Here is a 13971-nt window from a genome sequence, read left to right on the forward strand (position 1 = left end):
CTGAGCCGGGAATGCAGGGAAGACGCGAGTAGACGAGTGCGCGAGGACGACTATGTGTGCGATTTCTGGGTTGGTCACGAAGGGCCGGGTCGATGTCGATCGGATTCGAGCGATGAATCGGGCCCAGAGCCGCCGTGGCCCCGACGGCTCGGATACCTGGACATCAGCGTGCGGTCGTCTGGGCCTGGGCATGAACCTGCTGGCGATCGTGGACGGCGACGCCCAGGCCGGGCCCTACGGTGACCCGGTCTCGGGGGCCCGGATCACCTTCAACGGTGAAATCTACAACCACCGGGAACTGGCCAGGCAGTGGGGAATCACCCTCGCGCCGGGTCAGACCGACGCGCACCTTGTGCTGGAGGCCTACCTCCGGTTCGGGCCCGCCTGTCTGGAGCTGTTCGACGGGATGTTCGCTTTCGCTGTCTTCGATCCACGCGACGGCACGGTGTTCCTGGCACGTGACCGGTTCGGGGAGAAGCCCCTCTACTACCACGTAGATCAGGAAGAGTTCAGCTTCGCCTCCGAGGTGAAGGGGATTGAGGCGATCACCCGCCTGACGCCGAAGTTCAGCCAGGAGTGGCTGGCGGTGGAGAGCCCGCTCGGGGCCGACACGCCGTACAGCGACGTCTACATCGTTGAAGCGGGCTCGTACCTCATCGTGGAGCTCGCCTCCTTGCGATGCACGCACCGCCAGTGGTGGTCGATCGCCGCGAAGGTGAACGAATATCCCTCCTACGTGCAAGCCTATGAGCAGGCGGGTTCCGCACTCGTCCGCACCGCCCGCAGGAGGATCTTCAGCGGCGACTCCGGCCTTCTTCTCAGTGGGGGGCTGGATTCGGCGGTTCTCGCGATGCTGCTGCGCCCGCAGGTCCTGCTGACGGCGCGCTATCCGGGAGCCCCGCGCTACGACGAGTACGACTTGGCGAAGAAGGTGGCGGATGCGATTGGCGCCGAACTGGTGGTCGTCGAGCCCCAGGTGAGCGACTTCCAGAACCGGGCGGCCGAGATCGTCGAAGATCTCGACTATCCCGTCGGGAACGCCAGCCTGCTCTCCGAGCACCTGCTGTATAGAGCGGCTGCTCGCCTGGGGCTCAGAGTCGTCCACGGCGGGATCGGCCCAGACGAGTTCCTGCTGGGTTATGTGAGGAATTCGATCGCCCTGGACGGCCCCTCGATCACCGACGCCAGCGATCTCCGTTCCTACGAACCCCTGGGCCAGAAATTCAGAGAAGAAGACAAAGGCACCAGCCCGGCCGACCGTTACTATCGAATGTGCCTGCGGGGACCGGACCTAACGGCGAAGACCAGGAATCTGGTCTACGAATGCTTCGACCGGGGGGCGGATCTCGGCCAGGCGATATCGCTGGTCGAGCTGAGCGTGTCCATGCCCGCGATGCTCCTCACTTCTGACAAGCTCGCCTCCGCCTACGGAATCGAGCGTCGATCCCCCTATCTCGCGCACGAGTGGGCCGAGCTCTGCTTTCAGCTTCCGCTCGAATACAAGCGGAGGAGTGGATACAGCAAGCGGGTGTTACGCGACTTCGCCCGGGATATTGGCGTCCCTCAGGAGATCTGGGCGAACGTCGACAAGCGCGGGTTCGCTTCGCCGGTTCCAGGATGGCTGGCCACCACACTTGACGGCTGGTACCACGCCAGCGTGAGTCCCCTGGAAGACGCCGGCACGCCCGCGCTCGCCCAGCGCATCAAGCGGCTGGGCGCGGCCAGCGTCGGCCATCTGGGCCGCTCCCGGCTCCAGGCCCTGCTGATCTCCATGTGGTGGCAGCGAGTCAGCGCCGGCCACGCCTGACCATGCGTGGTATTCGTCGAGTCGGAGGTCGTCAATCGATTTCGAGGCTCTGCGTGAAGTTTCTTATCGTCATGATCTCCCGAGTAATGGAAAAAGCGTGAGAGGAAAGAGCGGAATGAAGATTACAGTCATTGGTTGCGGGCATTTGGGGGCGACCCACGCTGCGGGTATGGCGGAGATCGGACATCATGTCGTAGGCATCGACGTCGATCAGGCCAAGGTCGACTCACTGAACGAAGGACGCAGCTGGTTTCACGAAGAAGGTCTCGACGAGCTGCTGCAGAGCAACATCGAGGCCGGACGTCTGCGTTTCTCCACCGACTTCGCAGAAGCAGCCGCACACGGCGAGGTGCACTTTCTCGCAGTCGGCACCCCGGTGAGTCCGGCCGGTGGATACGACCTGTCGCAGCTCCACAACACCATCGAGCAGCTGGCGCCTCACCTCACGGGTGAGTGCCTGATCGTGGGGAAGTCCACCGTCGCCCCGGGGACCGCCCATGCGCTGCAGCGCCTCGCGGCCGAACTCGCGCCCTCGGGCGACCTGGTCGAGATCGCCTGGAACCCCGAGTTCCTCAGGGAAGGGACTAGCGTCGCCGACACGCTGACGCCAGACCGAATCGTCCTGGGCGTGACATCGGAGAAGGCGAAGGCGACGCTCCTCGACCTCTACGATCCTATCGTCAGCGGCCACGGGTGTCCCGTCATCCTAACCGACCCCGCCACCGCTGAGATGGCGAAAGCGACGGCGAACGCCTACCTCGCCACGCGGATCTCCTTCATCAACGCGGTCGCCGAAATGTGTGCCGGCGCGGGGGCGAATGTCAGCGAGCTGGCCGACGCGATCGGCCATGACGCGCGGATCGGCCGGTCATACCTGTCTCCCGGGCTTGGTTTCGGCGGAGGGTGCATTCCGAAGGACCTCCGCGCCTTCGTCCATCAGGCCGAGCAGTACGAGGTGTCCGTCGCCGCAGATTTCTTCAGGAGCATCGACAGCGTCAACCTCCATATGCGCCGTCGAGCGATGGACCTGGTGCTGGAGCAGCTCGGCGGCCAGGTGGCGGGGAAACGTGTCGCCGTGCTCGGCGTCGCCTTCAAGCCGGGGGTCGACGACATCCGGGACTCTCCCGCCATGGACATCGCTGTTCACCTGCATAAGGCCGGAGCCGATGTCACGGTCTACGACCCGAAGTCGACGGGCGTCGCGCAGGAGACCTTTCCGAAGCTGGGATACGCGGTGCACGCGATCAGGGCCGTCGAAGGGGCAGATCTCGTCTTCGTCGGAACCGCTTGGCCGGAGTTCGGCGATCTCGACCCCGACGAGATGGCGAGGCACGCCGCCGACAGAAGGATCATCGACGCCCGGGGCGTGATCGACTCCGGACGCTGGCGCGCCGCCGGATGGACTGTCCTGCACCTGGGCGTGCGCGCCTGACCCCGCTCACCCGGCTGGCGGGACCGCTCGACGTACCGCCCGAAGCCCGGCTACGGCGCTATTCCAGAAGACCTGAACGAGAAAGGAGTACTTCGCCATGCCGCGAATCGTCGAGGACTTGTGCGGTCTGTTTCGCGAGATCCTGCCCGACGCCGCCATAGGAGCGGACACCGACTTCTTCGAAGCTGGAGGAAACTCGCTGGCGGCGGCTCGCCTGGCAGGACTGATCCGGAGCAGGCTCGGGACACCGGTCAGCCTCGTGCACATCTTGGAGTATCCCTCTCCCGAGGGGCTGGCCTCGGTGCTCGCCGAACTCTCGGCAGAAGGCGCGCTCGACGCGGAACCCGACGTGCCCAGCAGGTCTCAGGTCACCTCCGGCATCGTCTCCATCGCGCAGGAGCATCGCTTCGACATCTGGCGTCAGCATCCGACCTCGCGAAACCTCTGCCGGATGCAGCTGTTGCGCGGCCCCTTGGAGCGCACAGCGCTGACCCGTGCCGCGCGGCGCCTGCTTGCCCGTCATCAGGCGCTGCGATCCGCTTTCGACGTCCCGCCCGCTGGAGTGCCGCACGTAGCCGTCCGTGACGTGGGCGACGCGTTCGACATCGACTGGTACGACCTTCGTGCTCTGCCGTACGCGGCGGCTCGTCGGTACGTGGAGACCGCGGTCGACGCGGCTTGTGCGCTGCCTTTCGAATTCTCTGCTCCGCCGTTCCTGAGAATAGTCTGCGCCCACCTGGCGGAGGAGACCTTCGCGATCGCCCTCGTCGTCGAACATCTCGTCGCCGACGGCATGGCGTTGGACATCCTGCTGGCGGACCTAGCCGCCCTCTACGGCGGCGAAGTGACCGGCGCCGACGCCGGCCTTCCCGAGCTACCCTATGAATTCCTGGATTTCGCCAGATGGCAACGCACACGGCTGGCGGGACATAGGCGCCAGGAATTGCTGGACTACTGGGGGGCGCAGATCCGGGACCGCGGCCTTTACGAAGGCGTCGCGTTCCCTCAGTGGCGCAAGACCGAAGGACTACCACTGGCGACGAAAGCACGTGCCGTCGTGCCGCTCTCCGAGCTGACGGATTCACTCCATCTCGGTCGCCGTCACGGTCTCACCCCGTACATGGTGGCGATCACGGCCTTCGCGGCAGCGACGGCACGTGCCGCGAGTCTTGACAGCGTGCCGATCGTCTCGGTCACCGGCAACAGGCCGATGGGTGCGGAGCGGGTGGTCGGCTGGTTCGCCCATGCGTTCTCCTTCGAGGTGCGCGTCCGCGCGGACGGGCTGGCCAGTCTCTTCGAGGGAACCCGGGCGGCGATTCTGGACGCCTCGCGCCATGAGGAACTGCCGTATTTCCTGGTGCTCAAACTACTGAAGCCCGACATGGGCAGGAACGGCCCCAACGTCTTCTTCAGCTATCAGAGCGATTCCGGCCCTGTCTCCTGGCACGGAATGGACGCGGAGGAACTCGACGATCTGCCGGCGACGGCTGTTCCCTTCGGGGGCTTGGCAGTCGACATCATCGAAGCGCGCGGCAACGCGGTGATCGAGCTGACCTTCGGATCGGAGAACTGGCCGCCGGAGACCATGGCGTCTCTGCTCGGCGACTTCGTGAGCTTCCTGAAGGATCCGATGCTGCTGGAGCAGTTCGTCGCGGAGAGGAATTCCCCTGAGGCGCGGAGCCTGCCTTGTTAGAGATACGTGAGCCGACTGAAGACCGAACCGCGGCCGGGCTCCTGAAAACCCTTCCTCTGCCGTTGGCGTACGCCCGTCATCTCTTCTACGACGCAGCACAGCGCCCCGACCTCGCCGCCGCCGAGCGGATCGCCACTGACGAGGTTAGGCGCGCGGTGAAGCGCCGCGCCGACGAGGTCGCTGCGGTCGTGGGGCTGCTCGATGGGCTCGAGCTCAACGACGACGAGATCACGGTCATCAAGCCCCCGTTCTCGCGAGCCCGGCACCTGCCCAGCCCCTCCCGGGCCTTCGGCCATCTGGCGGTTCGCGATCCCGAAGGGTTCCCGAGCATCACGCCCCTCTGGGTGACGACGAAGGACAGGCAGGTGGTGCTGAGCACCGTGGAGAACAGGATCAAAGCCCGTGCGACGGCCGTCGATCCGATGGCGGCGATATCTATCGCTCCGGGAATTGGCAGTCCTCTCGGCGTCGAGGTCTGCGGGCTGGTCATGCAGTCCCCGGATGAGGGGAACGCGCTGATCCGTGAGATCGCGGAGCTGTACAGCAATCCGGGGATGCGCGTCCATGCCGACGGCAACTACACCAGTTGGGATCGCCGGGAGGGCAACCGGCGCATCAGGCTTGATCTGATCGCCTATCAGGTGACCAACGAGCTCGGTGATGAATCACGGGCCCGGTTCGCCCCCTGGATGCGGCACATCGAAGGCAGGAGCATTCAGCCGAGCCATCTGCTGGAAGGGCGGGCATGCGCTCCTGACACCTTCTGGGAAGAGGATCGCCTGCCGGCGGATGAGCTGGAACTGCTTGGCACCAAGGACGAGCTCGCCATTCTCGGCTACGCCAGGGAGGGCTCTGAGTTCCGATCGGTCAACAGCACATACGGGCACATCGCGGTTCACGATGAGTTCGGCCGCCTCCGTGCGCGGCGGATCGGGTTCGACGTCACCGCCATCGGTGGCGAGGCGCGGATCACCTTCCTGGTGCCCAAGGAGAACGTCGCGGTCGGCGCGGGCACACCTGTCGCGACGTCGTTCGCCAAATACAAGATCGGTGGTGCCTGGCTGCAGGCGAGAGGCATCGTCGAGCTCCATGACGACTCCCACCTCATCGAGCAGGTGGTGCGGCGGCTGAAGCACCGCTATGGCCGCCCCCCGCACGACTTCGCGCTCCGCTTCGGATCCCTGCACGCCGATTCCGATTTCACGGTGGCGTCGATCGCCTGTCAGAAGCTGAGTTCCCGATACCGGGAAGCGCTCCGCTCTGGTTCCTACAGCTAGGCGCTGATCTGCCGAAAGCGCGACGTAGTCGTTTGGCTCAAGAAAGGAAAGACTATGATTGTTCTCGGGGTAAGCGGAGGTCTCTCTCACGACCCGGCGGCCGCCATCGTCGTGGACGGGCGCCTGATCGCGGCGGCGGAGGAGGAGCGCTTCATCCGGAAGAAGCGCGCCCGTTTCGAACTGCCGATCCATGCGATCCACTACTGTCTCGCCGCCGCTGGGATCGGGCTGAGGGATGTCGACATGCTCGCGGCCGGATGGAATCCGGAACTGGCCCCGGACGCGGAGCAACCCAGGGACTACCTGCAGGCGATCGTCGACCATGACCTGCTTCGCGGGGAACTCCCGCCGGTGACGCCTGTCGATCACCACCTCGCGCACGCCTACGCGTCGTGGGCCGGCTCCGGATTCATTGACGGCGCGGTGATCGTCGCCGACGGCCGAGGCGAGGCGGCCGCCACGTCGATCTATATCGCGAAGGACAGGTCCTTGGAGAGGAAGGCCGTTTTCGGAATCCGTGACTCCCTCGGCTACCTGTACGGGGCGACCACGAGATACCTCGGATTCGGCGACGGTGCCGAAGGCAAGGTGATGGGCCTCGCGTCGTACGGGAAACCGATCCGCGACTTCCCCATCACCCTCGATCCCTCAGGCTACAGCGTGGACCTCTCCGTCCCTGACGCGCCGTGGGACGAGTACGGCAGGGCCCTGCAGAAGTCATGGGCGACCTGGCTTGCGGGCGCCTTCGGCCCGCGTCCTGTCTTGAAGCATGCCTACGATGTCCGCGCCGGGCGGATCCGGGCGTCGCACGACGACGTCTTGGCCTACGCCGATGTGGCGGCGAGTGCGCAGAGCGCGCTCGAGTCGGTCATGACCCACCTCGCCAAGACGGCGCTTTCCTGGACGCCGGCCAAAAACCTCATCCTGGGCGGCGGCGTCGCCCTGAACTGCTCCAGCAACGGCAAGCTCGTCAACCTGGCGGGGCTGGACCGAATGTACATCTTCCCCGCCGCCGGTGACGCCGGGACGGCCGTCGGCGCCGCGCTGTGGATGGCGGAGCAGATGGGCGACCGCGTCGAAGGGGAGATCGAGCACGCCTTCTTCGGCCCCTCCTTCGACGACGGCGAGATCCGGCAGACTCTCACCGAACTCGGCGTGTCGGCCCGCCAGGTGGACGCTGCGGGCGTGGCAGCCAATCTCATCCTCGACGGCAAAGTCCTAGGCTGGTTCCAGGGGCGGGCCGAGATCGGCCCCCGGGCGCTCGGCCACCGGTCGATACTGGCGAATCCGCAGCTTCACAGCATGCTGGAGCGCGTCAACCGCATCAAGGGACGTGAGCTGTGGCGTCCCTTGGCGCCGAGCGCTCTCCCGGCGACCGCCGAGAAGATGCTGGGCACCGACAAGGGCTCGCCCTTCATGCTGCGGGCCTTCCCGATGGTAGACGACATGCGGATGACGTTGCCTGCGGTGTCGCACGTCGACGGCACGACACGGGCCCAGGTGGTCTCCAGCCTGCACAACGAGGAGTACGCCCGGCTCCTGGGTCACCTGGGCGACGCGACCGGGTACGGGGTGGTCATGAACACCAGCTTCAACGACGAGACCGAACCGATCGTCCAGACTCCGAGGGACGCGCTCCGCACGTTCTACTCGACCGGCTTGGACGCGCTGGTCATCGGGAACTGGCTGGTCGAGAAGTAGGGGGCGCGCTCCCTCGCCGGCGTCCTGAGATCGTCAGGGTGCCCGGAGCAGCAGTAGGCGCCCGTGCTGCCGGGTCGCTTCTCGACGCCCCTTGGCTCCCCCCGCGGACCGCATAAAGCTCGGTTCACGGGGGGTAGAGCGCGGCCCGGCCGACCGGATCGCCACGAAGGATCCTCTACCGCTTCATAACGCCTCGTATAGTGCGCGATCTGCAGTTTTGGCCTTCAGCCGCAGCGAGGCCAAGATCACGAGCTGTGCCGATGCGTCTGCTGCATCTAACCTTGATTCGTGTGTTCGGTTGGCTGGTGCTGCTGGGGCGTAGCCAGGCTTCCAAGGATGCCAAGATTATGGTGCTCCGCCATTAAGTGCATTCGTGTATGGCTTCAACCCCGCGACGGGCAAGCCCGATCCCTTGACTCACGCGCCCGTGACCTGCTGCCGCCCCTCCCGAAGCCGAGCAGATACATCCTGGAATAGCTTGCGCCCTTCGGACGACGACGTCGCACGGACATGACACTTGCCAACGTCGCAGCGGTCGAGAGCGCTCGGCAGGCTACCGTCGCCCCAGCAGGTCCCACGCCAGATGATCTTGATCACCCCGGCGGTTCCGACAAAGGCGGATAGGTCACCCTGTCAGTGCTTCGGGTGACAACGGTGTGGCGTTCGTGAAAATCTTGGAGTATGTCACTGATCCCCCACGAGCGCGCTCACCGCCCCCAGCTAGAAAAGATCACCGAGCTCGCGTCGCGGGTCAGAGCGGGGAAGATCAGGCTTCCGAAATTCCAGCGGCAGTTCGTGTGGAAGGGCCACCAGGTCCTCGATCTCCTCGACTCGATCTCACGGAACTACCCGATCGGAAGCTTGTTGCTGTGGGACAGCGAGTTGCGGCTGGCGAGCGACCACGACATCGCGGGCATCGAGATCGACCAGGCGCCGCACCGTGAACGTACCGCCTACCTGCTCGACGGCTGCCAGCGCCTGTCGACCATCTGCGGGGCGCTGTACTGGGAGCCGAAGGGCGATCCGAAGAGCCTCTGGAACCTGGTCTACGACTTCGAGGAGCAGCGTTTCACGCACCGCAAGGACTTCGACGAGCCGCCCGCGCACCAGATTCCGCTGAGGCTGCTCGCCCAGCCCTACCAGTACGCCAAGTGGGCTTCGAAACGGCTTCCTGAGGAGTTCGAGGAGGCGGCGGGGCAACTTTTCGACAACTTCGCGAACTACGAGACCTCGGTCGTGACGCTGAAGACGGCCTCGATCACTGAGGTCGGCCGGATTTTCGAACGGGTCAATACGCGCGGCACACCGCTGACGGCGGTCCAGGTCATCCGCGCGGTGACCTGGCGCAGCGACTTCGATCTCCTAGACGCGATCGACGGCGTCCGCGACGTGCTCGCAGCCAAGCACTACGGCCTGATCGACCAGATGCTACTGCTGCGCGCGATCTCGGCGGCGGCCGGGCTTGGGTTCTCCAAGTCCGACATGGAGCAGCTACCGTCCATCGGCCATGAGCGTCTCCTGGCGGCCATCGAGGAGACCGAGAACGCCGCGAAGAAGGCCGTGGACTTTCTCACCACTGAGATCGGCACTCCGACGGCGGCCGCGCTTCCCCACGCCAACCAGCTCGCTGTCGTCATCGAGATCTTCCGGCAGATCCCGAGGCCGAACGGCAAACAGTTCGCCCAGCTCCGCAGTTGGTTCTGGCGGACGGTCCTCGGCGGCTACTACGAGGGCTGGAATCCCCGGAAGATGGCGGCAGACCTCGCGGCGGTGACGGCGTTTGCGAACGGCGAGACCAAGGGCATCGAGGTGGACGCCCCGTCGCCCAGCACGCGACTGTGGGGAGGCAAGTACGATCGGGGCACCGCGCCGCAAAAAGCATTCGCACTCATGCTCGCGGCACGGGGCCCCGTTGACTTGATCACCGGGGCGGCCATCGATGTGGGGAAGACCCTGGCCGGGGACAACTACCTGCAGTTCCACCACTTCTTTCCCAAAGCGGCCCTCCTACGCGACGGCGTCAGGTTCGAGCAGGCTAACGTCCTCGCGAACATCGTCATGCTGACCGCGATCAGCAACCAGAGGTTCTCCGACCTCCCGCCGTCCGCCTATCTGAAGGCCGAAATCGACTTCAGCGACGAACGAACGATCCGCGAGCGGCTCGACACCTGCCTCGTCTCCGCACCCGCTTTCGACGCGGCCATGCGCGGCGACTACAAGGCGTTCCTCGCAGCCCGGTCGGAGACCTTGCTGGAGTGGGCGAGGGACCTCATCCAGCGCGGCCTGGCGACGGAGGCCGCGCCCGCGGAGCTCGACGAGGAGAGCCTGCGGCTCGCGAACGAGGTCGAGGTCGTAGACGAGGACACCGACGACTGAGGCCCGGGCGGCGGCGTTCGGTCGGTGACGGATGGTCTCCTGGTGGCGGGAGGTGCGTCTCATGCGCATCACTGATGTGCTCAAGCCGACCGGCCCAGGGAACGGCTGCTCGAGCATGGCCCGCGTGCGCTCGCTGACCGGGAGCTGCTGGCGCTCGTGCTGGGAGAGGGCCGTCCCGGCGTGGAAGTCATCGAGCTGGTGTCCCGGCTGCTCGCCGACCATGGCGGGCTGGCCGCAGTGGCGGCGGCCGATCCGGGCGCGCTCTAGCGGTCGGGGGGATAGGCCCGGCCAGGGCGGCCCGTGTAACGGCAGTGTTCGAGCTGGCGCGACGCGCGGCCAGGCCGCCGCGCCTCGGCCGGATCACAGTCGCCGAGGACATAGTGGTCGCCGCCGCACCGCTGCTGCGCGGTCTCCGGCACGAGAGGGCGGTCGTGGTCGTCTGCGACGCCGGCGGCCGGACCAGAAGATGGCTGTGCTCACCGACGGCGCAGCGGATCGCACCCCGATCCCGGTCCGTGACGTCTTGAGCCTGATCCTCGCGCTGGGCGGCGCCCGTTTCGCGGTAGCGCACAACCATCCGAGCAGCCGGACGGAGCCGAGCGAGGCAGACGTCCGGGTGACCGCCCGCCTCCGCGACGCCGAGACCACAGTCGGGCTCCGCCTGCTCGACCACGTCATCGTCACCGACGACTATGTGGTCCAGGATCCCGTGACCATCACACCGGTGCCGGGCCAACCAGTGGAGACGGCTCGCACGAGTCCATTCGGTCGTCGGCCTCGGCGATCCGGTCGGGTGGCCCCGACACACAGACCCGCCAGGTGCCCGTCGCGCGCCTGTATCCACACGGCGGGAGACCATCGGCGAAGCTCAGTCGACGGACGCACGCCAGTCCCGTTCAGCGAGTGCCGCCCGCAGCTCGAATCCGTCACTTGAATGAAGCTCAAACGGAAGGATACGAGTGACTCGCGAGGTCGCAGACCTTGAATGGCGAAATCCGCGCCCACTGCTCCCGACGAACGATCCGGGCGAGGCGGTGCAGGCCCCGACCACGCTCACAACCGCCCGCTGAACGCCGCATTCAACAGCGACGGTCGCAGAGCCTTCACGAACTCGGGACTCTTGCTCATGCCCAAACCGATCGCCAGTGCATCGAGGTGCCGACCGATGCGCTGCTGCTCGGACAGCGAGGGCAGCAGAATTCGCTGGGCCTCGAAATTCTTGATTCCGAGCGTCTTATTACGGCCTGCCGAACCGGGTGACGAACGGCGGATCACTTCCAGCCCAGCTGACGAAGTGAAGTAGTGGCGTAGATACGAGGCGTCGGCCCGCTCGGTGTCGACGAGGTACGTCATGAACCGATGGCTCCCGATGTAGCCACGCTCGGCATCTCCTGCGAGGGCGACCGCGCCTTCCCACGCGAAAACGCTGCTGAACAAGAGATCCCCAGGCTCGATCGCAAAGACACGTTTTCCGCCCAGCTCAGCCCCGGTCACGGGTTCCTTGTGGAAAACCCCTCGCCCGAACGACCTGATACCGATCTCCCGGTACGTCTCACTCTCAACCACATCAACCTGACGGCGCGTCAGCCTGATGACCTCACCCACAGCCCACTCGTCCGGGTGATTGGCGCGTGAGTCCGCGATCAGTGATTCCTTGAACGCCGCCTGAAGCTTGGAGCGCTGCTCCTGGAGCTGCTCGACCCGCGAGAGCTTCGCCGTGGCGACGTCGAGGCGGGTAGCGATGCGGCGCTGCTCGTCCAGGTCCGGCAGGGGAACGGTGACGCTGATGAGGCGGTCAACGTTGACTCGTTGACGGCGGGAGCCCATGCCAGTGCCCTGGTCGCGGAGTTTGCCATGGAGGCCAGGCCAAGTGGCCAGATGGACGACGTAACCGGGGTCGGCGAGGGTGTCGTCAATGTGGAATGTCGGGAATTCGTGGGATACGTAGAGGCCGTGGAACTCTTCCGGCACAGTGGCGAGCGCGCCTTCCCAGCCGAAGAGCTTGCTGTAGATGAACTGCCCCTTCCGGATTCTGTTGTATTTAGGGTAGTTAGTCTCGGAACCGGTGATGGGCGGGCGCTTGAAGAGCCCGCGCCCGTAGCTGTAGATGCCCACCGTCGTGTAAGTCGCGTCCGGGTCAACGGCCACGGTGTCTGCCTCTTGCCGTAGGAACGTACCGAGAGCGACTTCCGGGTAGGTGGTCATGCTCATCCCTCCAGGTCCTTCGCGAGCGAGGAGAGGAGTGCGAGGATCTCGTTCTCGGTGGAGATCAGATCACCGATGAGCTCGGCGGGCGGGCGGTGGGACAGATCATCTTCCTCGGTCGGGTTGGCGAGGTCGAGGTTGTAGCCCTGGCTGATGACGTCGGACGCGGGGACGAGCCACGCGCGATCCGTTTGTTCCCGGCCAATGCGATCCAAGCCGCCCCACCACGCCGTGCAGGTTTCGAACTCCTCATAGCGCATGGGCTTCGTTTTGGCGTAGCCCTTGCGGCCCTCGGGTGGGGTGATCTCGTAGAACCAGGTTTCCTTGGTGGGGCCGGTCTTGTCGAAGAAGAGGAGGTTGGCGGGGATCTGGGTGTAGGGGGCGAAGACGCCTTGAGGGAGGCGGACGACGGTGTGGAGGTCGCACTCCTCGAGGAGCTGTTTGCGGATCTTGGCGCCGATGCCCTCGCCGAAGAGGGCGCCGTTGGGAAGGACGATGGCGCAGCGGCCGCCGGGCTTCAGCTTCTTAATGACGGCGTGGAGGAAGAGCCAGGCCGTTTCACGGGTCTGGTAGCCGGAGGGGAAGCTCTTGGCGATCGAGTCCTCCTCTTCGCCGCCGAAGGGGGGGTTGGTGAGGATGACGTCGACCTGGGAGCCGGGGCCCTTCTCATCGATCATTACGCGGAGGGAGTTGGCGTGAAGAATCTTCGGGGAAGGGATGCCGTGCAGGGTCAGGTTCATCATGCAGAGCAGGAACGGAAGAGGCTTCTTCTCGATACCGCGGATGTTGTTGAACAACTGCTGCTGGAGGACCTTGCCAGTGGCCTGTGGGAACAGTTCGGTGTAGGCCTCGACGAGGAAGCCGCCGGTGCCGCACGCCGGGTCCAGGATCGACTCGCCCAGTTTGAGGAAGGTCTGCTCGACCATGAAGCGGATGACGGGGCGCGGGGTGTAAAACTCGCCCGAGTCGCCCGCAGCGTCGCGCATCTGCTTCAGCAGGTCCTCGTACAGGAACGCCATCGTGTGGATGTCGTCGCTGCTGTTGAAGTCGATGCCGCGGATCTGGTTGACCAGGTCGCGGAACAGGTAGCCCGACAGCATCCGGTTCTGGACGCCGGCGAATACCTGGCCGAGGACGTTCCGCGGGTCGCCAGGCACGTCACTGCGCATGCTTGCGAGTTCCGGCAGCAGTTCGCCGTTGACGAACGCCAGCAGTTCCGCGCCGGTGAACGTCTCGTTGTCGGCCCAGGCCCGCCACTGGTACTCCGGTTTGATGATCGGGTCTTCGCCGAACACCTCGCGTTCGGCCTCCAGCGCGTCGAAGGAGCGCAGGAACAGTAGCCAGGACAGTAGGGGCAGGCGGTCCAGGTCGCCGTTGAGGCCCGCGTCCTTGCGCATAATGTCGCGGGCCGACTTGATGACCGCCGACAGTCGGGCGCGGGAGGTAGTGTCCTGCTTCTTTGCGGGTGGGGCCATGGTCG

Annotated in this window: 10 protein-coding genes; 8 read left to right on the forward strand and 2 right to left on the reverse strand. The window is 65.5% G+C overall.

Annotation, left to right across the window (positions count from 1 at the left end; translation table 11 throughout):
* Positions 1–52: 52 nt before the first annotated feature.
* The 8 genes from asnB to ACIBG7_RS27430 all read left to right on the forward strand — a co-directional run bounded on the left by asnB (position 53) and on the right by ACIBG7_RS27430 (position 11220).
* Positions 53–1807, forward strand: a complete 1755-nt coding sequence (gene asnB / locus ACIBG7_RS27395) for an asparagine synthase (glutamine-hydrolyzing) (protein WP_397338106.1) — start codon at positions 53–55, stop codon at positions 1805–1807.
* Between the two features lie 115 nt (positions 1808–1922).
* Positions 1923–3239, forward strand: coding sequence for a UDP-glucose dehydrogenase family protein (locus ACIBG7_RS27400; protein ID WP_397338107.1), 1317 nt, complete (start codon positions 1923–1925; stop codon positions 3237–3239).
* Positions 3240–3336: 97 nt separating this feature from the next.
* Positions 3337–4932: a condensation domain-containing protein gene (locus ACIBG7_RS27405; protein ID WP_397338108.1), complete on the forward strand. Its 1596-nt coding sequence runs from the start codon at positions 3337–3339 to the stop codon at positions 4930–4932.
* Positions 4933–4994: 62 nt separating this feature from the next.
* Positions 4995–6209 (forward strand): hypothetical protein, encoded by a 1215-nt coding sequence (locus ACIBG7_RS27410; protein WP_397338109.1) that lies wholly within the window; start codon positions 4995–4997, stop codon positions 6207–6209.
* Between the two features lie 54 nt (positions 6210–6263).
* Positions 6264–7910 carry a carbamoyltransferase gene (locus tag ACIBG7_RS27415; protein WP_397338110.1) on the forward strand — a complete coding sequence of 549 codons (1647 nt, stop codon included), beginning with the start codon at positions 6264–6266 and terminating at the stop codon, positions 7908–7910.
* Between the two features lie 681 nt (positions 7911–8591).
* Positions 8592–10286 (forward strand): DUF262 domain-containing protein, encoded by a 1695-nt coding sequence (locus tag ACIBG7_RS27420; protein WP_397338111.1) that lies wholly within the window; start codon positions 8592–8594, stop codon positions 10284–10286.
* Between the two features lie 105 nt (positions 10287–10391).
* Entirely contained in the window at positions 10392–10553 is a 162-nt protein-coding gene (locus ACIBG7_RS27425; RefSeq protein ID WP_397338135.1) for a UPF0758 domain-containing protein, read from the forward strand.
* A gap of 199 nt (positions 10554–10752) precedes the next feature.
* Positions 10753–11220: a JAB domain-containing protein gene (locus ACIBG7_RS27430; RefSeq protein WP_397338112.1), complete on the forward strand. Its 468-nt coding sequence runs from the start codon at positions 10753–10755 to the stop codon at positions 11218–11220.
* A gap of 119 nt (positions 11221–11339) precedes the next feature.
* Here ACIBG7_RS27430 and ACIBG7_RS27435 read toward each other — a convergent pair whose 3' ends face one another.
* On the reverse strand, positions 11340–12497 hold the full coding sequence (locus ACIBG7_RS27435; RefSeq protein ID WP_397338113.1) for a hypothetical protein: 1158 nt from the start codon (positions 12495–12497) through the stop codon (positions 11340–11342).
* The gene (locus ACIBG7_RS27440) at positions 12494–13966 is read right to left on the reverse strand and encodes a class I SAM-dependent DNA methyltransferase (protein WP_397338114.1); all 1473 of its coding nucleotides are present in this window, start codon (positions 13964–13966) and stop codon (positions 12494–12496) included. The genes ACIBG7_RS27435 and ACIBG7_RS27440 overlap by 4 nt, the downstream gene beginning before the upstream one ends.
* Between the last annotated feature and the right edge of the window lie 5 nt (positions 13967–13971).

It is taken from the genome of Nonomuraea sp. NPDC050328 (genome assembly GCF_044459405.1).
Lineage (GTDB): Bacteria > Actinomycetota > Actinomycetes > Streptosporangiales > Streptosporangiaceae > Nonomuraea.